The organism is Gemmata sp. (assembly GCF_051859125.1).
Taxonomy (GTDB): Bacteria; Planctomycetota; Planctomycetia; order Gemmatales; family Gemmataceae; genus Gemmata.
Genome location: NZ_JBHYGG010000002.1, coordinates 59,170 through 82,927 on the forward strand (window position 1 = coordinate 59,170; position 23,758 = coordinate 82,927).

20 protein-coding genes are annotated in these 23,758 nt (G+C 72.5%); 9 read left to right on the top strand and 11 right to left on the bottom strand.

Annotated features, from left to right (window positions below; translation table 11 throughout):
- Positions 1-110: 110 nt before the first annotated feature.
- The 3 genes from ACTIGN_RS01045 to ACTIGN_RS01055 all read right to left on the bottom strand — a co-directional run bounded on the left by ACTIGN_RS01045 (position 111) and on the right by ACTIGN_RS01055 (position 4,635).
- Positions 111-1,571, bottom strand: coding sequence for a DUF1501 domain-containing protein (locus tag ACTIGN_RS01045; RefSeq protein ID WP_439620580.1), 1,461 nt, complete (start codon positions 1,569-1,571; stop codon positions 111-113).
- A gap of 77 nt (positions 1,572-1,648) precedes the next feature.
- The gene (locus tag ACTIGN_RS01050; protein WP_439620550.1) at positions 1,649-3,952 is read right to left on the bottom strand and encodes a DUF1553 domain-containing protein; all 2,304 of its coding nucleotides are present in this window, start codon (positions 3,950-3,952) and stop codon (positions 1,649-1,651) included.
- A complete protein-coding gene (locus ACTIGN_RS01055) occupies positions 3,949-4,635 on the bottom strand; it encodes a GntR family transcriptional regulator (RefSeq protein ID WP_439620552.1) in 687 nt (228 codons plus the stop codon). Before ACTIGN_RS01055 ends, ACTIGN_RS01050 begins: the two co-directional genes overlap by 4 nt.
- A 145-nt stretch (positions 4,636-4,780) precedes the next feature.
- Here ACTIGN_RS01055 and ACTIGN_RS01060 point away from each other — a divergent pair, with 145 nt between their 5' ends.
- The 4 genes from ACTIGN_RS01060 to ACTIGN_RS01075 all read left to right on the top strand — a co-directional run bounded on the left by ACTIGN_RS01060 (position 4,781) and on the right by ACTIGN_RS01075 (position 8,830).
- Positions 4,781-5,827: an NAD(P)-dependent alcohol dehydrogenase gene (locus tag ACTIGN_RS01060; protein ID WP_439620553.1), complete on the top strand. Its 1,047-nt coding sequence runs from the start codon at positions 4,781-4,783 to the stop codon at positions 5,825-5,827.
- A 73-nt stretch (positions 5,828-5,900) separates the two neighbouring features.
- A complete protein-coding gene (locus tag ACTIGN_RS01065; RefSeq protein ID WP_439620555.1) occupies positions 5,901-6,920 on the top strand; it encodes an LLM class flavin-dependent oxidoreductase in 1,020 nt (339 codons plus the stop codon).
- A gap of 291 nt (positions 6,921-7,211) precedes the next feature.
- A complete protein-coding gene (locus ACTIGN_RS01070; protein ID WP_439620557.1) occupies positions 7,212-8,102 on the top strand; it encodes an EamA family transporter in 891 nt (296 codons plus the stop codon).
- Between the two features lie 308 nt (positions 8,103-8,410).
- Positions 8,411-8,830, top strand: coding sequence for a hypothetical protein (locus ACTIGN_RS01075; protein WP_439620559.1), 420 nt, complete (start codon positions 8,411-8,413; stop codon positions 8,828-8,830).
- Positions 8,831-9,212: 382 nt separating this feature from the next.
- Here the strand turns inward: ACTIGN_RS01075 and ACTIGN_RS01080 are convergent, their stop codons facing one another.
- Positions 9,213-9,521, bottom strand: coding sequence for a hypothetical protein (locus tag ACTIGN_RS01080; protein WP_439620560.1), 309 nt, complete (start codon positions 9,519-9,521; stop codon positions 9,213-9,215).
- A 607-nt stretch (positions 9,522-10,128) separates the two neighbouring features.
- Here ACTIGN_RS01080 and ACTIGN_RS01085 point away from each other — a divergent pair.
- From ACTIGN_RS01085 to ACTIGN_RS01105, 5 genes are all read left to right on the top strand, one after another.
- Positions 10,129-10,749 carry a hypothetical protein gene (locus ACTIGN_RS01085; protein WP_439620561.1) on the top strand — a complete coding sequence of 207 codons (621 nt, stop codon included), beginning with the start codon at positions 10,129-10,131 and terminating at the stop codon, positions 10,747-10,749.
- The gene (locus ACTIGN_RS01090) at positions 10,746-11,336 is read left to right on the top strand and encodes an RNA polymerase sigma factor (RefSeq protein ID WP_439620563.1); all 591 of its coding nucleotides are present in this window, start codon (positions 10,746-10,748) and stop codon (positions 11,334-11,336) included. Before ACTIGN_RS01085 ends, ACTIGN_RS01090 begins: the two co-directional genes overlap by 4 nt.
- The gene (locus ACTIGN_RS01095) at positions 11,326-13,614 is read left to right on the top strand and encodes a protein kinase domain-containing protein (RefSeq protein ID WP_439620565.1); all 2,289 of its coding nucleotides are present in this window, start codon (positions 11,326-11,328) and stop codon (positions 13,612-13,614) included. Before ACTIGN_RS01090 ends, ACTIGN_RS01095 begins: the two co-directional genes overlap by 11 nt.
- A gap of 131 nt (positions 13,615-13,745) precedes the next feature.
- The gene (locus ACTIGN_RS01100) at positions 13,746-14,216 is read left to right on the top strand and encodes a hypothetical protein (protein WP_439620567.1); all 471 of its coding nucleotides are present in this window, start codon (positions 13,746-13,748) and stop codon (positions 14,214-14,216) included.
- Positions 14,217-14,422: 206 nt separating this feature from the next.
- A complete protein-coding gene (locus tag ACTIGN_RS01105; protein ID WP_439620569.1) occupies positions 14,423-17,422 on the top strand; it encodes a peptidylprolyl isomerase in 3,000 nt (999 codons plus the stop codon).
- A 13-nt stretch (positions 17,423-17,435) separates the two neighbouring features.
- Here the strand turns inward: ACTIGN_RS01105 and ACTIGN_RS01110 are convergent, their stop codons facing one another.
- The 7 genes from ACTIGN_RS01110 to ACTIGN_RS01140 form a co-directional block, all read right to left on the bottom strand.
- Positions 17,436-17,792, bottom strand: coding sequence for an SET domain-containing protein-lysine N-methyltransferase (locus tag ACTIGN_RS01110; protein WP_439620570.1), 357 nt, complete (start codon positions 17,790-17,792; stop codon positions 17,436-17,438).
- A 385-nt stretch (positions 17,793-18,177) separates the two neighbouring features.
- Positions 18,178-19,116, bottom strand: coding sequence for a hypothetical protein (locus ACTIGN_RS01115; protein WP_439620572.1), 939 nt, complete (start codon positions 19,114-19,116; stop codon positions 18,178-18,180).
- 39 nt (positions 19,117-19,155) lie between these two features.
- A complete protein-coding gene (locus tag ACTIGN_RS01120) occupies positions 19,156-19,437 on the bottom strand; it encodes a DUF5985 family protein (RefSeq protein ID WP_439620573.1) in 282 nt (93 codons plus the stop codon).
- Positions 19,438-19,448: 11 nt separating this feature from the next.
- Positions 19,449-19,712, bottom strand: a complete 264-nt coding sequence (locus ACTIGN_RS01125) for a DUF5985 family protein (protein WP_439620574.1) — start codon at positions 19,710-19,712, stop codon at positions 19,449-19,451.
- Between the two features lie 2 nt (positions 19,713-19,714).
- Positions 19,715-20,104: a hypothetical protein gene (locus ACTIGN_RS01130; RefSeq protein ID WP_439620576.1), complete on the bottom strand. Its 390-nt coding sequence runs from the start codon at positions 20,102-20,104 to the stop codon at positions 19,715-19,717.
- A gap of 138 nt (positions 20,105-20,242) precedes the next feature.
- On the bottom strand, positions 20,243-21,427 hold the full coding sequence (locus ACTIGN_RS01135; RefSeq protein ID WP_439620577.1) for a cupin domain-containing protein: 1,185 nt from the start codon (positions 21,425-21,427) through the stop codon (positions 20,243-20,245).
- A 141-nt stretch (positions 21,428-21,568) separates the two neighbouring features.
- Positions 21,569-23,614 (bottom strand): hypothetical protein, encoded by a 2,046-nt coding sequence (locus ACTIGN_RS01140; protein ID WP_439620578.1) that lies wholly within the window; start codon positions 23,612-23,614, stop codon positions 21,569-21,571.
- Between the last annotated feature and the right edge of the window lie 144 nt (positions 23,615-23,758).

The following is a 23,758-nucleotide window of genomic DNA, read 5'->3' on the forward strand; positions in this document are numbered from 1 at the left end:
CGTGACTTCGCGTTCCGTTTGGGCCCGAGCCCGAGCGCCGCGCGAGGGGGCAACGCTCACCCCTCGCTCGGCGCTCGGGCTCGGACCAATGCGATCACCGTGAGTCGGCGTCACGCCAGCACCTCGTGGATCGTGTGGCCGTGGACGTCGGTGAGCCGGCGGCTCAGGCCGTTGTGGTACCACGTCAGCTTCTCGTGGTCGAAGCCGAGCAGGTGGAGCACGGTCGCGTAGAAGTCCCACACGGTGGTCACGTTCTCCACGGCGCGGCGGCCGAACTCGTCGGTCGCGCCGTGACTCACCCCGCCCTTCACCCCCGCCCCCATCATCCAGCAGGTGAACCCGTCCGGGTTGTGGTCGCGGCCCCGCACCCCGGCCTGGTGCGTCGGCATCCGGCCGAACTCCGTCGTCCACAGCACGAGCGTGTCGTCGAGCAGACCGGACTGCTTCAGGTCGGTGAGCAGCGCGGCCGTCGGCTGATCGAAGATCGGCGCGTGGCGGTCGTAGTCCTGCTTCAGCGTCTTGTGCGCGTCCCAGTTCAGCAGGCCGTCGACGCCGCTCGCCCGGCTCGCACAGTACAGGTTGACGTACCGCACGCCGCGCTCCAGCATCCGCCGCGCGAGGAGGCAGTTCCGCGCGTACGCGGCCTTGAGCTTGTTGGCGTCGCCGGTGCCGTACCGCTTGTGCGCCGCGGCCGGCTCGCGGGCGAGGTCCGACACCTCGGGGGCCGAGAGCTGCATCTTCGCGGCGAGTTGGTACGACGCGACGCGGGCCGCGAGGTCGCTGTCGCCGGGGTGCGTCTGCGAGTGGCGGGCGTTGAGGAACCCGAGCACGTCGCGGGTCGCGGCGTCCTCCTGCGGCGACACGCCGGCCGGCGGCACGAGGTTCCGCACCGGCTGGTCGGCGGCGAGCAGCACGCCCTGCACGCTCGCCGGGAGGAACCCGTTCGACCAGTTCGCCTTGCCGTTCGGCGGCTCGCCCCGGATGTCGGGTAGCGCGACGTAGGCCGGCAGGTTCTCGTTCGCCGAGCCGAGCGCGTGCGTGACCCACGACCCGGCCGCCGGGAACCCTTCGGTGACGTGCCCGGTGTTCATGAACACGCACCCGGGGCCGTGGGTGTTCGTCTTCGACGTCATCCCGTGCAGGAAGGCGATGTCGTCGGCGAACTTCGCGACCTCGGGTAGCAGCGTCGAGAGCATCTTCCCGCACGCGCCGGCCGCCTTGAACGCCCACGGCGGCCGCATCAGGTTCCCGTTCTTCCCCTGGAAGCTGACGAGGTTCTCCTCGCCCGGTAGCGGCTTGCCGTCGAGCTTTTCGAGCGTCGGCTTGTGGTCCCACAGGTCGATGTGCGACGCCGCCCCGGGGCAGAAGATCTGGAGGACGCGCTTCGCCTTCGCGGGGTGGTGCGTCTTCCCCTTCCCGGGCTGCCACGCGCCCGAGTCGGCGGCGGCCTCGTTCGCGAGGAGCGACATCAGCCCGACGCCGGCGAACCCGGTCGGGATCTGCGAGAGGAACCCGCGGCGGTCGAGCAGGGGAGGGGCGTTCACGGGGGGCTCCGAACTGTCGGGTTTCATTGGTGGGGCGGGCATTCTTGCCTGCCGCCCGTAGCGCGGAGGCAGGCAAGAATGCCCGCCCCACCAAGATCGGCGGGTCAATCGACGTACAGGAACTCGTTCGAGTTCAGCACGGCACGGGCGAGCGCCCGCAGGCCGTGCGCCTGGGCGACCTTGCTCGCGGCGGCGAGTTCGTCGGCGGTCGGCGAGCGGCCGTAGCTGAGTGCGAACAGCCGCCGCACCTGGGCGTCCGGTTCGGGGCCGGCGTCGGCCTTCGCACGCGCCGCAAGGGCGTCGGCCATGTCGAGGGTGAACTTGTGGTTGAACAGCGCCAGCGCCTGCATCGGCGTCGTCGTGCTGGCGCGCCGCGGGGCCGCGGCGGCCGGGTCGGGGCAGTCGAAGTCGGTCAGCACGTCGACGCGGGCCGCACGGGCGTTCTGGTGGTACACGGCCCGGCGGTACGTCTCCGGCCCCGGCGCGTCGAGCGGGAGGTACGTCGCCACGTTGTCCTGCACGTACTTGTAGAGCCGGAACCCCGGGCCGCCGGGCTTGGGGTCGAGCTTGCCCGAGACGCTCAGCATCGCGTCGCGGACCTCCTCGCCCGAGAGACGACGCGGGGGGAACCGCCACAGAAATCGCGAATCGCCGTCGGCCGACGCCGCGTCGGCGCGGTACGCGGACGCTTGCCGGTACGCCTGCGAGGTGACGATGAGCCGGTGGACCGGCTTGAGCTTCCAGTTCTCGGCGTGGAGCCGGCGGGCGAGGTAGTCGAGCAGTTCGGGGTGCGTCGGCTTGCCGCCCATGTACCCGAAGTCGCTCGGCGTCTCGACGATGCCGGTGCCGAAGTGCCAGCCCCAGACGCGGTTCGCCAGCACGCGGGCGGTGAGCGGGTTGTCGGGCGAGACGATCCACTCGGCGAGCGCCTTCCGCCGCTGCGCCTCGGTCGCGGTCGCCGGGAGGTCGAACCCCTTGGCGGACTCCGAGAGGAACGCCGGGCTCGCGAACGCGACGGCGTCGCCCTTCTTCTGCGGGTCGCCGCCGACGAACACGTTGAACGGGCCGTTCACGGGCCGGAACTGGCCGACCCACCACACCGGGGTCGGGCCGAGCGCCCGCACCTCGGCCTCGGCCGCGGCGACCCCGACCGCTTGTTCCGCCTGACGCACCGACACCGGCGGGAACCCGAGCACCGCGGCCGCGGCGGTCGCGCGCTTGACCAGCGACGCGGCCTCGGCCCGCTTCTTCTCGAGCGTTGCCCGCGCGGCCGCGACTTTCTTCGTCTGCTCGGGGGAGCCGATCGGCCGCTCGCCGTGGAACACTCCCGCGACCGCGGCCGCGAGCCGGTGGTAGTCCTGCTGCGTGATCGGGTCGAACTTGTGGTTGTGGCACCGGGCGCACCCGACCGTGACGCCGAGGAACGCCTCGCCGGTCGCCCGCACCATCTCGTCGAGCGTGTTCGCCCGGATCACCGCGGCCTGCGCCGCGTCCTGGTTCCCGACGTTGTCGTAGGGGCCGGTAACGAGGAACGCGGTGCCGACCTCGACGGCCGGATTCCCCGGGTCCAGTACGTCGCCGGCGAGGTGCTCGCGGACCAACCGGTCGAACGGCTTGTCGTCGTTGAAGCTCCTGATGACGTAGTCGCGGAACGGCCACGCGGAGTCGATGATGACGTTCCGCTCGAACCCGTTCGACTCGCCGAACCGCACCACGTCGAGCCAGTGCCGGCCCCAGCGCTCGCCGTAGGCCGGGCTCGCGAGCAGGTCGTCGACGAGCTTCGCGTATGCCGCGTCGGACGGGTCCTTGGCGAACGCCTCGATCGACCCGGGCGTCGGCGGCAGGCCGGTGAGGTCGAAGGTCACGCGGCGCACGAGCGTGCGGGGGTCGGCCGGCGGCGACGGCGTCAGCCCCTTCTCGGCGAGCTTCGCGAACACGAACCGGTCGATCGGGTTCGCGGCCCACGCCTTCGGCAGACCGGCCGGGTTCGGGGGCGCCGGGTCCGCGAGCGGCCGCAGCGACCACCACGACTTGTCGGCCTTCGACCGCTCCTTGACGACGACCTCCTTCGGCCACTTCGCGCCGGCCGCGATCCAGTCGCGGAGCGTGGCGACTTCGGCCGCCGTCAGCGCCTTGCCCTCCTTCGGCATCCGCGGCCGCTTGCCGGGCACGTCGGGAACGAGAAGGTCGAGCACGCCGCTCTCCGCGGGCTTGCCGGGGACGACGTGCTCCTTGTCGAGCAGGTCCGCGGGCGTCGCGACCGACACCTTGCCCTTCGCGTTGCCGGGCTGGTGGCACCGGACGCAGTGCCGCTCCAGGATCGGGGCGACGTCGGCCGCGAAGTCGGGCGGCGCGGCGGTTCCCGTCGCGGTGAAGAGAAGGAGCGCGGGAAGGGAGAGGCGGGTCATCGGGCGGCCTCGGGGAGAACGGGGCGGGCGGCGGGCAGGTACGTCCGCCAGCGGGTGATGTGCGCGACGGCGGCCTTCTCGGCCCGGTCCGGGTCGCCGGACGCGACCGCCCGGAGGAGCCGGCGGTGCGAGTCGACCGCGAGGGTCCGCGGCGCGACGGCCAGTTCGGCGTCGCGGAACGCGGCGGCCAGCCAGAACTCGAACACCGAGCGGGCGGTGAGCCACGCGGCGAGGAGCCGGTCGTTCCGCGCGGCCCGGACGATCGCCTCGTGAAAGTCGACGTCGAGCCGGGTGAGGTCGCGGTACGTCCCCGCCTCGCCCTGCCGGCGGATGTTCTCTTCGAGGGCGGCGGCGAGTTCGGCGACATCGCCGGCCGCGGCCAGGCGCGCGGCGAGCCCCTCGATCGCGACCCGGACGCTCACCAGTTCCTCGAACACGCGGGGCGTCAGCTCGAGCACCCGGGCGCGGCCCCGGGCGTCGAACGTGACCAGCCCGTCGCGCTCCAGGGCGAGCATCGCCTCGCGGACCGGGGCGCGGCTCACCGCGTACCGGGCCGCCACGACCGGCTCGGTAATGAGGCCGCCCTGCGGCAACTCGCCGCACACGATCGCCTCGCGGAGCCGCTCGCGGACCTGCTCGGCGAGGCTCGTGCGGGTCAGCGGCGCGGTAACGTCGGCGGGCATGCGGGCCTCGGTCGGTCGGCTGTCGTCTGTCGACAGTCTACCGCAGCACCCGACCCTGTCAACGGTGTTGTTCGGGGCGTACAGAAGTACCACACCCGCGGCGGCCGCGCCCGGGAACGCCCGGCCCCGCACCCGCGAGACGCACATGACCACGAAGGCCTACGCCGCACACGCCGCGACCACCCCGCTCGCCCCGTTCGGCGTCGCCCGCCGCGACCCGCTCCCGACCGACGTGGAGATCGACGTCCTGTTCTGCGGCGTGTGCCACTCGGACCTGCACCAGGTCCGTAACGAGTGGAAGAACACCGTGTACCCGTGCGTCCCGGGGCACGAGGTCGTCGGCCGCGTCACGCGGGTCGGCGCGGACGTGAGGAAGTTCCGGGCCGGCGACGTGGCGGCCGTCGGCGTCATCGTGGACTCGTGCCGCACCTGCCCGAGCTGCACCCGCGGGCTCGAACAGTACTGCCAGTGCACCCCGACCTACACGTACAACTCGCCCGACAAGGTCTCCGGCGGCATCACCTACGGCGGGTACTCCGAGCGGATCGTCGCCGACGAGGCGTTCACGCTGAAGGTGTCGGAGAAGCTCAACCCGGCGGCCGCGGCGCCGCTCCTGTGCGCCGGGATCACGACGTACTCCCCGCTGCGGCACTGGAAGGTCGGGCCGGGGCAGAAGGTCGGGGTGGTCGGGCTCGGCGGGCTCGGGCACATGGGGGTGAAGTTCGCCCGCGCGTTCGGGGCGCACGTCGTCCTGTTCACGACTTCTCCCAGCAAAATCGAGGACGGCAAGCGGCTCGGGGCGCACGAGGTCGTCGTCTCGAAGGACGCCGGCGAGATGAAGAAGCACGCGAACAGCTTCGACTTCGTCCTCGACTGCGTGTCGGCCGAGCACGACCTCAACGCGTACCTGGCGCTCGTGAAGCTCGACGGCACCCTGTGCCTCGTCGGCCTGCCGGAGCACCCGCTGCCGGTCGCGGCGTTTAGCTTGCTGGGCCCGCGGCGGAGCCTGGCCGGGTCCGGCATCGGCGGCATCGCCGAGACGCAGGAGATGCTCGACTTCTGCGCCGAGAAGGGCATCGTCAGCGACGTCGAGGTGATCCCGATTCAGAAGGTCAACGAGGCCTACGAGCGGCTCCTCAAGAGTGACGTGAAGTACCGGTTCGTGATCGACATGGCCTCGCTCAAGTCGTGACGCCCCGACGGGAGAAGTGGAGCGGCGGGGTTGCCCCCCGGCGAACAATGGGAGATCGCCCGCGAGGTGACCCATGACGCCGAAGCCGCTGTCCGCCGTCCCGCTGTCCGTCCTCGACCTGTCCCCGGTCCGCGCCGGGGGCACGGCCGCCGAGTCGTTCCGCAACTCGCTCGACCTCGCCCGGCACGCCGAGCGGTGGGGGTACGAGCGGTTCTGGCTCGCCGAGCACCACGGGATGCCCGGCATCGCCAGCGCCGCCACGGCGGTCGTCATCGCGCACGTCGCGGGCGGCACGTCGCGGATCCGGGTCGGCTCGGGCGGGGTCATGCTCCCGAACCACGCCCCGCTGGTGATCGCCGAGCAGTTCGGCACCCTGGAGTCGCTGTTCCCGGGCCGCATCGACCTCGGGATCGGCCGCGCCCCCGGGGGCGACCACCGCACCGCCCGGGCGCTCCGCCGGCACTTCGGCGGCCCGGACACCTTCACGCAGGACTTCCGGGAGCTGGTGGGCTACTTCGAGTCCGGCGGGCCGGGGACCGGGGTCCACGCGGTCCCCGGCGAGGGGCTCCGCGTCCCGTTCTGGCTCCTCGGGTCGAGCGACTTCTCGGCGGCGCTCGCGGCGGAGTCGGGCCTGCCGTTCGCGTTCGCCTCGCACTTCGCCCCGGACCACTTGCACGAGGCGCTGGCCCTGTACCGGCGGAACTTCGAGCCGTCGAAGGTCCTGGACCGGCCGCGGGTCATGGTCGCGGCGAACGTGTTCGCGGCCGACACCGAGGCCGAGGCGCGGCGCGTCTTCACCTCGGCCCAGCAACAGTTCCTCAACCTCGTGCGCGGGACGCCCGGGCTGCTCCCCCCGCCGGTCGAGTCGATGGACCGGCTCTGGCTCCCGCACGAGGGGGCGCACGTGGACCGCATGACGAAGTGCTCGGCCGTTGGCGACCCGGCCACGGTGCGGCGGTGGCTCGACCGGTTCGTTCAGGAAACCGGGGCCGACGAACTCATTCTCGCGGGCCAGATCTACGACCACGCCGCCCGGCTCCGGTCGTTCGAGATCGCCGCTTCCGGCCGCGGTGCGCACGCAGCGTCCGCGTGATGCGCGTTTCCGTTCGCCCGTGTCGCGGAAAGGAAGAGGGGGAACCCGGGGCCGAACGGCCGGGAAGTGAAAAAGTGACGGGGCGGTCCGCCGCAGACTGTCGCCCATTCAGTCTGTTGCGTCCGCCCCGCCGCAATAAGTTGAAGCAACCCACGTGCCGGGACCGGCGCGAACCGGGGGCGGTACTCGGGTGTCCTCGGTTGTTCCCCGCTGAACGGGCGGGACCGGGTGCTCTGGGGGCCGCGTGGTGTTGGCACGGGGGGAGCGATGGGGGCCGAGCCGCCGAGTCGTGTGAAGCTGGTCCTGGCGTTCGCCACGATCTACGTCCTGTGGGGCTCGACGTACCTCGCCATCCGCATCGCCGTGGACACGCTCCCGCCGTTCCTCATGGCCGGGCTGCGGTTCCTGATCGCCGGGGCCGCGCTGTACGCGCTCGGGGTCCGCAACGGCGCCCCGCGGCCGACCGCCCGGCAGTGGCGGAACGCGGCCCTTGCGTCGGTGCCGCTCTTCGTAATGGGCAACGGCGGGGTGACGTGGGCGCAGCAGGCGGTGCCGTCGGGCGCGGCCGCGCTCGTCGTCGCGACGCTCCCCGCGTGGCTGCTCCTCCTCGACTGGGGGTACGGCGGCCGCCGCGGGCCGCGGGCCGTCGAGGTGATCGGGATCGGCCTGGGCCTGGGCGGGGTCGCGGCCCTCTCGGCCCCCGGCGGCATCAACCCGGTCGGCACCGCCGTGCTCGTCGTCGCCTCGATCGCGTGGGCCGTCGGGTCGCTCTTCAACCGCTACGCCGACCTCCCGAAGTCGGCGGTCCGCACGTCCGGCACCCAGATGCTGTGCGGGAGCGTGTTCATGGTCGCCATCGGCCTCGCGATGGGGGAGGCGGAGCGGGTCAACGTGTCGGCAATCTCCGTCGCGTCGGTCGCGTCGTGGGTGTACCTCGTGGCGGTCGCGGTCGTCGCGCTGCCGGCGTACAACTGGCTCCTGACCGCGACCTCGCCGGCGCTGGTCGGCACCTATGCGTTCGTGAACCCCGTGGTCGCGGTGCTCCTCGGGTGGCTGTTCGCCGACGAGGCGCTGACCGGGCGCACCGGCGTCGCCGCCGCGCTCGTGATCCTGGGCGTGGTGCTGCTCGTGTGGCCGCGGAAGAAGGGTCCGCCCCCGGAGGTCACGGCCGAGACGCCGTGACCGGGGCCGCGCAGCGGCAGGTGTACGTGCTCGACGTGAGCGAGGTGGTGAAGAGCTGACGGGTGCGGAATCGGGGGAATCGGGAACTGGTGCGGTTAACTGTTGACTTTCCGGGCCGCCGGTGTGGATAGTGCAGGTAAGGGGCCGCTTCTCCAGCCACCGGCCCCGAGCGCACTGCCCAGTCCCAAGCCCTGGGTCGTCCGCCGAACTGGTCGAACCTCTTCCCTTTGGACCGCCCCACCGGGGTGGCCGTCGGCCCATTTTGACGGACCACGACCACCCGACTCCCGGTGGGCAGGAGTACGCACATGCGTCCCTCTCCCGTGAAACTGTCGTCCGCTCTCGTCGCGCTCGCCGCCTTCCTCGGAAGTGTCGGTACCGTCTCCGCGGCCCCGCCCCCGGGCCTGCGCTGGGGCGACAAGGCCTTCGGAAACTCCTCCCGCACCCAGCCCGCGACGCCGGGCTACTCCGCCGCTCCCGTGGGACCGTACTACGCCGCTCCCGTGCAGCCCTATGCGGCGCTCCCCGCGGCTCCGGCGTTCACCGGCCCGGGCGCGGTGACCGGGCAAACGATCACGATTGTGGGTGCGGACGGCGTGGCCCGCGTGTACCCGATTACGGGCGGCGTCGTGCAGCAGCTCCCCTCCTCGTCGACGACGGCGGGGCAAGTGGCCCCCGGCGTCGGCGGAACGAGCACCAACCCGGGCGTCGTCATCCCGCGGCGGTGAGCCTCGCAAAGCAGGCGCACGCCCCCGAGTCGGCCGTTTCGAACGGTCCACTCGGGGGCCGCTTACTTTGGTGTGGCGGACCCAACCCCGATTCCGGGTGGAGCACCCCGAGGCGCGTCTAACGTGCGTTTCGGTGGTTGCGCTGCAGAGCAGTTGAGGCCTGGATTCGTGCCCGGCGCGAAGGGTTCTTGCAAAGAGTCGTGGGTTCTGTGCGGGGCTCTTCCCTTCGCTCGCGAGGAGTCGGGGGTTCTGTGCGAGGCTCTCCCCCCGTTCGCGAGGAGTTTGGCGTCTGTGCGAGGAGTTGGCATCGGTTGCGGAGACCCCTCCCCCAACTCGCCGCACAGACGTTCGTGCCCCACCTCAACGGCCCGGCCGTTAGTCCTTAACGGGGCATGGTGAACTCGATCCGAACGATCGTCTTCCCATCGGCGGCGAGGACGACGCGCTCGACCGTCGCCGCGGAGGGCACCTCGCGGAACTCGACCCGGCGGCCGTTCAACAGCACCTGCGTGTCCCCGCTCACATCGACCTGCGGTGGCGGGGCCGGGAGCGGCACCGTGCCGACCGGCAGGCTGCGGACCGGGAACCGGAGGTCGTCGAGCGGGACCGCTGATGTCCTGGCCGCGAGACTGGCCGGAGCCGAGGACGCGCTAGTCAACAGGAGGGCCGACGCCACAATGAGGCGGGTCATCGGAAGTGCTCGTGAGTAGAATCAAGCGGGATGATTATGGGGGAACGCAACGACCGTACCGCGTGTGTGGGAAATCACGCCCCATCGCGTAACTGATCTGGGGCGTGCGACTTATACGGGATCGGGGCGGTCCCGAGCGAAATGGGAGTGGGTGGCCGGTGCCTGTTCGGTAAGCGGCGCCGCCCTGAGATGTGGCAACGGTGATGGAGCTGGTGCGGTTGTTCCGCCGCCGCGGCTATTGTTCCCGTTCGCGGCGGGCAAATCTCCTTGCAGTGCGCTTCGTCTCCCTTACTGTGATTCGGGAGACTGGGTCGACTCTGCCGGGTGGGGTGGTCGGACCGCTCCGGTCCGAGTATCATGCCGGCTCTCGGGTCGGACCAACGAGGCCCTCATGCCTGCTGTCGCAAATCGCCGGCTGCGCGTTGAACCACTCGAAGACCGTGCGCTCCCCGCGGACTTCGGTCTCTTCGGTCTCTTCGGGGGCGACATCTCTGCGCCCTCGTTCCCCGTCATGGCCGACTCGGTCGTGCTGGACGCCGCGCAAGGTCGTTCGCCCTCATCCTCTCTCGCGGCCGGCTCGGGGATGACGGGTGCCACGCGGGTTCGTGTGCCCTCGTTCCCGCTCGCGGCCGACTCGATGATGGCGGCCGCCGCGAGGGTCCGCTCCCCCGCGGCGTCGTTTCTCGCGCCCGCGGCCACCGGGATCGTCTTCCACCGCACGCCCGACGCGACGGCCGAGCCAGTCGTGCCCGCGGTGCCCGAGTTCGACCCCGCCCAGGTCGTGCGTTCGCGACCCAAGGAAGTCGACGAACCGCTCGGCGAGGTCGTCCTGAAGTTGCCCCCGCCGCCGCAGGTCGTCGAGTACGAGCTACCCGAGTACGCGGACGAAACAGAGGAGGCCGCCGCAACCGCGGCGCCCGCCGCTCGCACGGTGGTGGTCGAGGAGTTCGCGAGGGCCGAGTCGGCGCCGGTCGAACCGGTGCCCGCCTTCGCCGGCGACATCACCGCGACGCCCGGGGTCGCGGACCTGCTCGGGGCCGCGGACCAGTTCCTCGACACGCTCGGCGCGGCGCTCGCCGACCCGACCGCCCCCGTGGCGCTCTGGGAACGCGTCGGGTACTGGGCGGTGTCGATCGGCGCGGTCGGCGTCGCGCTCGAAGTCGCCCGGCAGCGGCTCCGCGTCCGGTCCCCGCACACCGAGGCCCCTACTCTCGTGGTCCGGCAATGACCGACGCGCCGCTCGATCACGTCCTCGCCCGGCTCCGCCGCGGCGACGAGGCCGCCACGGGCGAACTGTTCGAGGCGTTCGAGCCGTTCCTCCGCGGGCTCGTCCGCCGGCGGATGCCGACCGGGGTCCGCACCCGGTTCGACTCGGCCGACATCGTCCAGTCCGCGTGGGCGACCCTCCTCGACGGGTTCCGCGAGGCCCGCTGGCAGTTCAACGACACCGCCCACCTGCGGGCGTTCCTCACGCGGGTCGTGCTGTGCCGGCTGTACGACCGCGCCCGGGGCGCCCAGGCCCAGACCGGCCGCGAGGAGGCGCTGGGCGAACTCGCCCGCGAGCTGCCGGGGTCCGAGCCGCGGCCCAGTGAGCACGCCCGCGCCGGGGCCGCGTGGCAGAGCCTGCTCGCCGCGTGCCCGCCCGAGCACCGCACGGTGCTCGACCTCCGCCGCCTCGGGTACACGTGCGAGGAGATCAGCGAGCGGACCGGGCTCCACGCCGGGAGCGTCCGCCGCATCCTCCGCCACCTCGCCCGCCAGGTCGCGTTCGACGGCACCGACGACTCCCCGCCCCGCGTCCTCGATGGACAGTAGCACCGCCCCCGGGCACTCGACCGAGGTGAACGCGCTGGCCGACCGATTGGTGGCCGAGATGCGCCGCCGGTGGGACCTGGGCGAGCGCCCGCTCACCGAGGACTTCCTCTCCGAGCACCCCCAGCTCCGCGACCACCCCGGGGCCGCCGGCGAACTGATCTACGAGGAGGTCTCGCTCCGCCGCGAGAGCGGCGAGCCCGGCGGCTCGGCCGAGGTGCTCGCCCGGTTCCCGCAGTGGGCCACGCAACTCCGCCTCCTCCTCGACCTCCGCGACGCCCTCGAAGTCGACCGCGAGCCGGTGTTCCCCGCGGTCGGCGAGCGGCTCGCCGAGTTCGACCTGCTCGCGGAACTCGGCCGGGGCCGCCGCGGCCGGGTGTACCTCGCCCGCCAGCCGTCGCTCGCCAACCGCCAGGTGGTGCTGAAGCTGACGCCGCGGGCCGACGCCGAGCACCACACCCTCGCCCGCCTCCAGCACACCAACATCGTCCCGCTGTACGCGGCGCACGACGACCAGGCCCGCCGGCTCCGGGTTCTGTGCATGCCGTTCTTCGGCGGCGCGACGCTCGCCCACGCGCTCGCCGCGCTCGCGCCAGTGCCGGCGGCCGAGCGGACCCCGGCCCAGGTGTGGGACGCGATCGCCGCGGCCCCCGGAAACGCGCCGCCGTTCGGGGCCGGGCCGGTCGCGCCGCCGGCGTGGGCGACCGACTACGTCCGGGTGGTGGTGCGGGTCGCGGAGGGGCTGGCCGACGCGCTCCAGTTCGCGCACGACCACCGACTGGTCCACATGGACGTGAAGCCCTCGAACGTGCTCCTCACAGCCGAGGGGCGGCCCATGCTGCTGGACTTCCACCTCGCGCGGCCGCCGGTGCCGGCCGTCGGGCCGCCCCCGCCGTGGCTCGGGGGCACGCCCGCGTACCAGTCGCCGGAGCAGCGGGCCGCCCTCGACGCGATCCGCACCGGCCGGGCGATTTCCGCCGAGGTCGACGGCCGGTCCGACGTGTACTCCCTCGGCGTGCTGATGTACGAGGCGCTCGCCGGGGAGTTGCCGGGGGAGCGGCCCGTTCCACTGACCGCACGAAACCGTCGGGTGAGTCGCGGGCTCTCCGATGTTGTTTCGCGGTGCCTCGAACCCGAGGCGCGCGACCGCTACCCGGACGCCGCGGCGCTCGGCGACGACCTCCGCCGGCACCTGAACGACCTCCCGCTGCGCGGCGTCCGCAACCACTCGCTCGGCGAGCGGTGGGCGAAGTGGCGCCGCCGCCGCCCGCAGGGGCTGATCCTCGGCGCGGCGCTCACCGTTCTCGTGGGCGGCGGCGTGCTCGGGGCGAGTCAGGTGAGCAGTCGCCTGGCCGCGGCCCGGGTCGCCCTCGACGAGGGGAACGCCGAACTCGCCCGCGGCCGGTTCACCGACGCCCGCGGCGCGTACCGCCGCGGGCTCGCGGTCGCCGAGGGGCTGCCGTTCACGGGCGGACTGGGGGCCGGGCTCGCCCGCGGGCTGCGGCAATCGGACCAGGCGGTCGCGTGCGGCGACCTCCACACGCTGGCCGAGGGGATGCGGGCGGTCTCGGCGGCCGACGCTGTTCCCGCGGCCGATCTGGCGCGGGCCGAGCGGGTCGGGGCCGACCTGTGGGCGCGCCGCGCCGACCTGTTCGCCCTGGTGAGGGGTGACGCCCCGGCGGCGGTGCGCGAGACCGCCCGCGTCGACCTGCTCGACGTGGTGATCGTCTGGTCGAACCTGCGGGTCCAACTCGCGGCGGACCCGGCCGGGGCGCGGCGGGCCGCGATCGACGCGCTCACCGAGGCGGACCGCGAACTCGGCCCGTGGGCCGGCCTGTACCTCGAACTCGCGGCGCTGAAGCGGGGGGCCGGGCAACACGCGGACGCCGAGGCCGACGCGCGGCGCGCAACCGACGCCCCGGCGGCGTCGGCGTGGCACCACGTCGCGGTCGGGAACTACCACCTGAGGCGCGGCGCGCTGGGGCCGGCCCGGATCGAGTTCGAGCGGGCCACCGGCCGCGACCCGCGGTCGTTCTGGGCGCGGCTCCAGTTGGGCCGGTGCGACCTCGCCGCCGGCCGGCACGAGGACGCGCTGCTGTCGTTCGCGGTCTGCACCGGCCTCGACCCGGACAACCCCGCCGGGCACCTGCACCAGGGGCTCGCGCACCTCCGCACCGGCCGCCGCGACCGGGCCCTCGCCGACGTCGAGCGCGCCCTGGCCCTCGACCCCACCAACCCGCAGGCGGCGGCGCTGCGGGAGACCCTTCGCCGCGCCCCGTGACCGGCCCCCGAGAAAAATTCCCAAAGTCGCGCTCGTTCCGCGCGCCGGATTCGATGTACCCGGTGGGTGGCCGCGTTCGGCCGCCCGGCACGTTAGGAGGACATGCCGTGTCCAACCGGGGCGCGAAACTGATGCCAAAGCAGATTGCGACCAGGGCGGCGGCCGGTGCGCGTCCCGACCCGCACGTCGGGACGCCCGCGCCCCCGGCCCGCGACCGGGTGGCCGCGGGCCGGCACCTGAACGGGCAGGGCGGCGGCACCGACACCGGCTCGCACGCCCTCCCCGACGTCGGGACCGTGTTCGACCTGTCGGGCACCGTGGCGCTCGCCGGGATGGGCGCCTTTGAACTGACCGGCTGGGTCCGCGGGGTCGGGTTCGCGGCCCGCGGGCGTGCGACCGGCCGGGTGGTCCTGACCGACGCGCACGGCACGATCGCACTCGACCTGCTCGGCCCGCTGCAACCGGGGTTCAGCCCGCTCCCGGCGGCCTTCACGTACACCGCGACCGGGGGCACCGGCGCGTACCGGCGGCTCGCGGCGGCGGGGACGGCGCACTTCGCCTTCTCGCCCGAGTCGGGCGCCTTCTCGGTCCAGTTCGCCTGATTGAAGGGCGAACCCGCGGTGAACGGCTCGGGGCTCCGGGGTAAGGAAGCGATCCCGGGCGCCCGGCGGCCGCACCGGGTGCTAACTCGCGGGCCGGCCGGCGCACGACGCGCCCGCCGCCCGCTTGTTAGCGCCCACACGAGCGACGACCCGCGACGAATTCCACGCACCCTGCGACCACACCCTTGACGCCCACGGAGCCCCGCATGCGTTCTGCCAAGAAGCACCCCCGCCCCGCCCGCCGCTCGCGCCTGGGGCTCGAACAGCTCGAGCCCCGCGAGGTGCCGGCGACGCTCGCCCCACTCAACGACTTCACCACGCCGAACACCAAGGACCTGTACCTCCCGCTCACGGTCACCAACGCGACCGGCACCGTCACGTACTCCGCCGCCAGCAGCAACCCGCAGGTGCAGGTGCAGGTCGTGACCGGCGGGACGACGATCAAGTTGCGCGTCGCGGGGACGGCCGCGGGCGGGGCCGCGTTCGAGGGCGACCTCACGTTCCGGCTGTTCGACACCCTCGCGCCGGCCACCACGGCGCGCATCGTCGCGCTCGTGAACCAGGGCTTTTACGACGACCTGACGTTCCACCGGATCATCGACGGGTTCGTGGCCCAGGGCGGCGACCCGAACGGCAACGGGACCGGGGGCTCGGGCCTGAAGATCGACGACGAGTTCACCACCCGGCTGACGTTCAACAGCCCCGGGCTGCTGGCGATGGCGAACTCGGGCGACGACACCGGCGACTCGCAGTTCTTCATCACCGACACCGACCTGACCCTCGGGCAGCAGCCGCAGAACCTGAACTTCCAGCACACCATCTTCGGCCAGCTCGTCGCCGGGTTCGACACCTTCGCCAAGCTCATGTCCACGCCGGTGCAGAGCAGTGACACGGGGACGCCACTCAGTCCGGTCACCATCACCGCCGCGACGGTGGTGCCGAACGACCCGAACGGCGTGCTGCGGGTCACCGCCCCGGCGACCTTCACCGGCACGTCGGCCGTCACCGTCACGCCGAGCGACGGCGGCGCGTCGAGCACCGGGGACACGTTCAACGTGAACTTCGTGGCCGACGCCGTGAACGACGCCCCGTTCCTCGGCCCGGTCGCGGGCCAGACCACGACGCCGGGGACGGCGGCCACGTTCCAACTGACGGCGACCGACCTGGAGGGTGACGCCCTCACGTACTCGGTCGTGAGCGCGACCACGACGGGCGGCCAGACGGTAAACGTGCAGACGCAGATCGACCAGGCGACGGGCCGCGTGACGGTCACGCCGCCGGCCAACTTCACGGGGCCGATCTCCTTGAAGTTCGGCGTGAAGGACGCATCGCACACGACCCCGGACACGCAGGTCGTCACGCTGAACGTGACCAGCGCCACGGCGGCGGTCAGCACCGTGACCTCGACGACCGCCAACGGCACCTACGGCGTCGGGGCGACCATCAACGTCACCCTCACGTTCTCGCAGCCGGTCACGCTCGCGGGTGGGAACCTGACGCTGGCCCTTAGCGGCGGCGGCACCGTCACGTTCGCGCCGTTCACCAACCAGACGACCGTGACCGGGACGTACACCGTCGCGGCCGGGCACAACAGCGGCGACCTGGACTCGACGGCGCTCGCGCTCGCGACCGGGGCCACGCTCCGCGACGCCGGCGGCACCGCCGTCCCGCTCGCGATCCCGAGCGGCCAGTCGCTCGCGAAGTCGAAGGCGCTCGTCGTGGACACGGCCGCCCCGACGGTCACGATCGGCGCGCCGTCCTCGGCGGCGACGGGCCGCGGCGTCGTGACGTACACGGTCACCTACGCGGACCCGAACTTCAACACCAGCACCCTGACCGCGGCCAACGTGACCCTGAACAAGACCGGCACCGCCAACGGCACGGTCACCGTGACCGGGAGCGGGAAGACGCGGACCGTGACCATCAGCAACATCACGGGCAACGGCACCCTGGGCATCTCCATCGCGGCCAGCACCGCGACCGACAAGGCGAACCAGTCCGCCCCGGCCGCCGGGCCGAGCGCCACCGTCGCGGTCAAGAACTCCCCGCTCATGGCGGTCGGCGGCTCCGACGGCACCGTCCGCACGCTGAACCCGACCACGGGCGCGGTCGTCTCGACCGTGCGGCCGCTCGACACCAAGGCCGGGCCGTACAGGGGCGTGGTACAGGTCGCGTTCGGCGACTTCAATGGCGACGCGGTCCCGGACCTGTTCGTCACCGCGGCCGACGCGGGCGGGGTGAACGGCCTGGCCGCGACCAAGGCCGGGAAGGTGTTCGTGTTCGACGGCACCGCAGCGGCCAAGGGGACGCTGTCGCACCTCCACACGTTCACCCCGTTCGCCAACCACGCCGGGCCGGGGCAGCAGAAGGGGACCACGGACCGGACCGGGGCGTACACGAACGGCCTGAACATCGCCGTTGGGGACGTGAACGGCGACGGCAAGATCGACCTCGTGGCCGGCACCCGCGTCGGCCCGCAGGCGGCGAGGCTCGAGTACGGGCGGCTCGTCGTCGTCACGCCGGGGGGCACCAAGAACGGCGCGGCCGACACGTTCGTCGGGTCCGACAAGCTCGGGCACACGCCGTTCGGCCCGGCCTACGCGAAGGGCGTCGTCGTCGCGGTCGGCGACCTGGACGGCGCGCCCGGCGACGAGATCGCAGTGACCCGCGGCGACGCGGTCGCGGTCACGAACCCGAACAAGACGCTCAAGCTCAAGGCGTTCGACCTCAACGCCGCCGGGACGGCCCTGGCGGAACTGAGGCTCTCGGGCACGAACGCGCCGCTGGCCCCGTTCGCGGGGGTCGGGTCGGGGACGAAGATCATCGACGGCGGCGGGCGGGTGACGTTCACCGACGCGAACGGCGACGGGAAGGACGAGCTGGTGTTCGCGGCACTGGACGCGGTGACGGACGCGAGCAACGCCCGGGTGCGGGTGGCGGCGTTCGCGGTGAACACGGCCACGGGCCTGGCCACGGCGACGAGCACCGGCGCCGGGCCGAGCAAGAGCTACCTCGCGGGCAAGGGCGTCACGGTTGCCGCGATCGCCGGCGTGTCGCCGGGGGCGGGCGGGACGCGCAACCTCGTCCTCGTCACCCGCGGGGCGTCGTCGGGGGTGCAGTTCCTCGCCCCGCTGTCGGGCACCCCGCTCGCGGGCGGGTTCAACCTGAACGTCCTGAACGGCGGCATCAGCCTCGAAGGGGTGTGATGCCGGCGGGCGGTCACAGGTCGTCGTACCGGATGAGCAACTCCTCACCGGCGCGGACGTCGCGGAGGGTGAAGTAGTCGTAGTTCGCGTCGTGGGCGAGGTTCGGCTCCTCGGAGTCGTTCAGGAACCAGCCCACGCTGATGCGGTTGAAGTCCCTCGGCGTGAAGCACTCCGTCTCGTACCGCGTGACGAAGTTCTCCTTCACCTCGGCCGGCACGTCGAGCGCCGCGAACTCGGCCCAGGTCCGGCGGGTCACGTCGTCGGGAGCGAACAACTCCTTCAGAACGGTCCCGCGGGGGATGTCCGTCGTGGCGAACACGCCGACCCCGGCGTCGGGGATCGGGGACGGCTTCAGGCGGAAGTGGAACATCGCTTTGGCGACCGGACCGGGGAAGTTACGGCGTCGGGTCAGAGTAGCGGGTTTGGGTTCCCCTGGTTCGGCAGCGCACTGCACACCCCGGTTCGGCGGGCGATCGCCGGGACCCACCGGCGGCCGGTCCCCGGACCCGTCACCGCTCTCTCCGCCTGGGAAATCCAGGCGACGGCACGCACGCGGTGCTTTGCGCCGCACTTTGGCACAGGCCGTGCAATACCCCTTTGCGTCGAACACGATCGGGCCGGGGCTCCCCTGACCCACCACTCACACCTGACTTCACTTCACCCAACCTATCCATCAAAAGCCGGCGGCGTTTGCCGCCGGCTTTTTCGTTTGGCCCCGCACTGGTGCAACGTGCCGGTCCCCACTCGCACGCGCGTCACACCCACTTCCAGTTGTACCGGGTGTACGGCTTGAGGTCGGCGTCGCCGATGAAGTTGAACTCCCAGCCGCTGCCGGTGTGTTCGAGGACGCCGACGCTGCCGGTTTCGGGGTGCCCGTCGCGGGTCCGCAGCTCGAAGCCGGCGAGGTGGTAGACCTGCGTTTCGCCGGGCCCCCCTTCGAGCCACGAGCCGTCGCCGCCGTAGTGCCCGAAGAACGCGAACTTCGGCCTCGCGATGCCGAGCAGCGCCCGCAGCGCCTCGCTCCCGTACCCGACGCGCTTGGCGTCCTTCGGCGCGTCGTGCGACAGCAGCACGTCGAACTCCTCCCACGCGAGCCGGTCCACGGCCCGGTGGTCGATGTACCCGCGGGGCGGGAGGTTCTTGCGGCCGTTCGGCCCGTCGCCGTCCACTCCCCAGACGGCCCCGACCCGCAGCTCGGGCACCGAGACCCCCGGCGCGGGTTGCGCCGCGAGGTCCGGGGGCGGCTCGATCACCCACGTCGAGCGCTCGGGGAGCACCTTGACGTGCCCGTCCTTGATGCCGCGGACCTTGCAGTACGCATCGACGGCGAAGTCCGGTTGCGTGCCGCTCGCCAGCGCGAGGCGCTCGAGTTCCTTGAAGTCCTCGTGGTTGCCGGCGGTGAACCACAGCCCCGGCGCGGCGTGCGGGTCGTCCTCGAAGGTGGCCTGAGCGAGGGGGTTGGTGGCGACGATGTCGAGCGTGCCGAGTTCGAGCGGGTCGTCCTTCGCGTGGCGGACGGTGGCGCGGTCCATCGCCGCCGGGTTCGGGAAGTACCCGAGGTCGCCGACCTGGAGGAGCCCGGCGACCGGCCGCTTCGCGCGCCGCGCCCAGTACGACGCGAAGCGGAACGCGGGCAGGACCCGGCCGTGCAGGTCGCCGAAGACGAGGAACGTTGTGTGCGCGGGGGTGTCCATGCTCCGAAGGACGGTGCGGGCGGCCCGCCGGTTCGCGCGTCACGCGGGCGGCGAGGGCGGCGGGGCGGCCCGGGGCGGGCGGTTCTTGTCGAGCACCGCGAAGAGGATCAGGCCGAACGCCACGAACCGCACCCAGTACTGGACCGTCCCGGCCGCGGGCTGGTCCGAGAGCGCGACCGCGATCCGGCTCCCGGCCATCACGAGGAACGAGAGCGCGAACATGGCGAACAGCCGGTCGCGGGTGTCGCGCCAGAACCGCAGGAAGAACACCCCGGCGACGGCGAACCCCATCGCGATCATCCCGGACAGCAACTGGTCCATCGTCGCCCCCGTCAGCGCCGCGGCGCGTCCCACACCAGGCCGAACAACAGCACCGACACCCCCGCGAGCGTGAGCCCGCGGCGGACCACGAGGAGGTCCACGTCCGGGATGACCACGAGGTCGAAGAACAGCACCACGTTCTCGGCGCACAGCAGCAGGAAGCACAGCCCGCACCACAGGAGCAGGCGCGAGCGGGACCGGCGGTACCCGCGGACCAGGAGCACCCCGCACGCGAGGGCGGTGGCGGCGCACAGGAGGTAAACGACGCCTTCCACCCTCACCCCTCCTTCCGGAGCCGGAACGCATCGGCGAACGCCCGCAGCGGGTCCGCGGCCCGCGCGTACACGTACTTGATCATGCTGACCGGCCGCTCGCGGTACAGGCGGAGGACCTTGCGGGCGAGGGCGTCCAGTTCCGGCGTGGCCGGGGCGAACCGGCACACCGGGGCACCCTCCGGCCCCTCGGGCGCGAGGAGCCCGCGGGCGCGCAGCGCCGCCGCGTGCCCGGCGACCGCGGCCGGGGCCGCCTGGACCTCGGCGGCCAGCGCCGAGACCGGCCACCCTCGGGCCGGCTCCTCGCCCAGTACCCGGAGGATTTCCAACTGGTCGATCGACTCGACGTGGGTGTCGAGGAACCGAACGACGTCGGTGGGGAACGGCTCGGTCACCGCTGCACTCCAGCGGCGTTCAATTGGTCACGCGACCCGCCCTTCCTGTCCAAGAACTGGCCTCCGGTGCGTTGGTTTCGTGCTGTTCATCCCCCGGGCTGCAACCCCGGTGCCAACGCCAGTGCGAACGGAACCGGTTCACTGCGGCGGGTTCGGGTCGGACCCGCCGGGGCCGTCCTTCGACGCGACGAACACCCGGTGCCGCGGCAACTGCTTGATGAATCCGTCAGGCACGCCGAACGTGTCGCGGAGCAGGTAGTCCGGGTTCGCCGCGAGCCACGCCGAGAGGTCGATCGCCTCGTAGTGCCCGGTGTTGAACGCGATGACGAGCTTCGCGACCCGCTTCCCCTTGTTCTCGATCGAGTGCCCGTACCCCTGGGGGATGTACCCGACGTCGCCGGCGCCGAGCGTCTCGACCCGGAACCGGCCGTGCGACCCGAACAGCGTCACGTCGAGGTCGCCCCCCGAGACGACGTACTGCCACTCGTCGGCGTTCGGGTGCCAGTGCAGTTCCCGCAGCCCGCCCGGCTCCAGTTCGAGGACGACACCGGTGATCGTATTCGAGATCGGGAACTTGTCCCGCCCGACGCGCCACTCGCGGCCGCCCGCGTGGACCGAGTGCGGCTGCTCCACCGAGAGGCGGTACTTGTGCGTGTCCGGCGCGTTGCGGAACTTGCCCTGGTGCGGGGGCGCCGGTGCCTCGGGCGGCACCTTCCCGTGCGTGAAGTACACCTCGGCCTTCGGGAACTTGGCGAACGCCTCCGCGGGGAGACCGAGGTTCTTCGCGAGCAGCGCCGGCGGCGCGTGGCCGATCCAGTCGGTGACGCTGAACGTGCCGAACTCGGAGAAGTACCCGTTGTCGAAGATCAGGATGAAGTGGCACGGCGTGTCGCCGAGGCACTGGATCGAGTGCCCGTGGCCGCGGGGGAAGTACCACACGTCGCCGGGGTCGAAGTCGTTGGTCTCGGAGCCGCCGCCCGGGTCGATCACGGTCGTGCGGCACCGGCCCCCGACGACGTAGGCCCACTCGGCGGCGTTCGCGTGCCAGTGCAACTCCCGCGACACGCCCGGTTCGAGCCGCATCGAGACCCCGGCCATCCCCTTCGAGATGGGAAGCTGCTCGACGGTCGCCTCCTTCCCGAAGCTCGACCCGCTCACCTTCCCGCGGGACTTCTCCAGCTCGAACTTGAACGTCGGCAGTTCCTTGCCGGACAGGAGCGGGTCGGGGGCGTTGGGGTTCCCGGTGCCGGCCCGTGCGTCGTGCGGCAGTGCGGCGGCACCGGCGGCCGCGCCGAGGAACGCGCGGCGGGTGGTGTCGGACATCGTACTCCTCGGATGTAGTCTTCGGTGGTTGGCGGGCCGCCCGAGAGCGGCCCTACCAGACAGTATGCCTTCGGTTTGTAGGGGCCGCCCCCCGGGGGGGGCCGCGTGGGGCGAACGATGTCGCCGCGGGGCGCGGCACCGTCACGGCTTCGACGCGAGCGGGTGCCACGCCATCCCGTAGGGGACGAGGCGGTCGCGGCGGGCCTGGTCGCCCCACGGGGTGCCCCGGCGCTCGGCCGCGATGCGGTCGAACAGCTCGGCCGCCTCGGCCGCGAGTTGCTTCACGTCCTTCTTGCTCTTCATCTTCGCGGTGTCGGTGCTCGCGAGCCGGTAGCCGTCCTCCCGCGCCTTCGCGTCGCGGGCCGGGAGCGTCTCGGTGAGCACGTTGCCGAGCATCAGGTTGTACTCGTTGAGGTACGCGAGCCGCGACTTCACCACGGCGCGGGCGTAGTCGAAGTGCGCCTGCCACCGCTTCGGCTGGGCCGCGCGGTCCTTCTGGAGCGCGTCGAGCCGGTCGTTGTGGGCCTCCAGCGCGGCGATGCCGACGGCGAGCGTGTTCTGGTCGCCCTTGATGTCGCGCTTCAGGGTGTTGGACACCTCGCCGGTGAACGACTCCCGCACCCGCACGCCGCCCTTGGGCGACACCTTCCACAGCGACCGCACGTCGGTGAGCGCATCGATCACGGCGGCGCGGAGCGGGTACTTCGCCCGGTTCTTCAGGACGTCGTCGATCGGCACGTCGGCCTTGTAGTCCTTGAGCGCCCCGGCACGGTCGGGGAACTCGGGCGGCGGGGTGTCCACGCCGAACGTCTTGAGCGGCGGGACCGCGAACTCGGCCACGAGTGCGGCGACCTCGGCCGACGGCACGGGAGCGGGCGGCCTCTTCGCCGGCTCGGGGAACGCGAACCGCGGGGGCAGCGGCTCGGCGGCGTCGAACGGGAACGCGGTCGCCCGCGGCGCACCCGTGACCTTCACGGTCTGCGCGCCCCCGCCCACATCGGCGAGCCGCTTCGTCACGACGCTCGCCCACGCCGCGGTCATGATCGGGTCGGTCGGCTGCGCGTTCCGCCGCTGCTTCGGCGGCTTCTCGCCGGTCAATCGAAATGCTTCGAGGAACGCACTGCCCGAGTACGTGCTGCCGTCGGCCGGTGCGGAGAACGCTTCGGCGGCGTTCTCGCCGGGCTGGCAGGTGAGCAGCACTTCCACGTCGGCGGGGGCCGCGGCAAGCGCGGCCGCCAGCGCCGCCGGCATCGGCTCGCTCCCCGGCCGCAACCGGCCGCGCTGCGGGTTGAACCGGCACACGTCCCAGATCACCACCTTCTGCGCCGCCTTGCACGCCCGCAGGTGCGCGTAGATTTCGTCCACGGGAACGAGCGTGGCCGGGTCGTCGTGCTCGCCGTCGGCCGGGGCGAAGTACGCCTTCCCGCCGGTCTCGACCGCGTGCCCGCCGAAGTAGAGCGCGACGTGGTCCTGGGCGCGGCTCGTCACGAGGAACCGCTCGACGGTGCCGCGGACGACATCCCGGGTGCACGGCCGGCCCTCGGGTGGCGGGGCGGTGTCCGAAAGCACGTAGACCTGATCGTGTTGCTTGTCGGCCGGCACCTTCCAGTGCGCCGCGAGCGCCAGGGCCGCGGCGCGCGTGCGGTCCAGCCCCGCGAGCGGCCCGGCGGTGAGCGGGTTGAGGAAGGCGTACTTCGTGACCGACACGAACAGCAAGCGCCGCGGGAACACGCCGGGAAAGGGCGGCGCTTCGGGCGCGTCGATGGGCCGGTCGAGGTCTTCGGGCGGGGGCGGGGGCGGCGGCTCCTCTTTCGGCGGCGGGTGCTCGGTCGGGTGCTCGACGCTCGCGTGAGTTGCCGCCGCGTCGCGGTGCTTCCGCTCGTAGACCAGGAACCCGCCGGCCCCGACCGCGAGGACGACGCACGCGAGAGCCAGGCGAACCCGCCCATTGCTCCGAACCGGCTGGGGCGCATCGTCGTCGAGCGAGAGCGGCGCGGCGGGAGCGGGCGGTGCTGGCGTAGGCGGCGCCACGGGAAGTGGGGCCGCGACCGCGTGGGCGAGCGCTGGTTCCGGGACCGCGAACCGGGTGCCGCACTTCGGGCAGCGGACCGACTGCCCGGGGCGGAGCCCGCGCTTCGATGCGAGCTTGGCGTTGCAACCGGGGCAGCGGGCGTTTGGGACGGCCACGGTCGGCCTCCGCGGGGAGAGTGGTGCGACCCCCACATTACCCGGAACCGGGGCGGCGGTCACGCATTCTCAAACCCGTCGGTGGGCTGCGGGTATGCGTCGCGAAAGTTGGTGGGAACTGTGTTCAGTTCGGTGTAGCTTTGA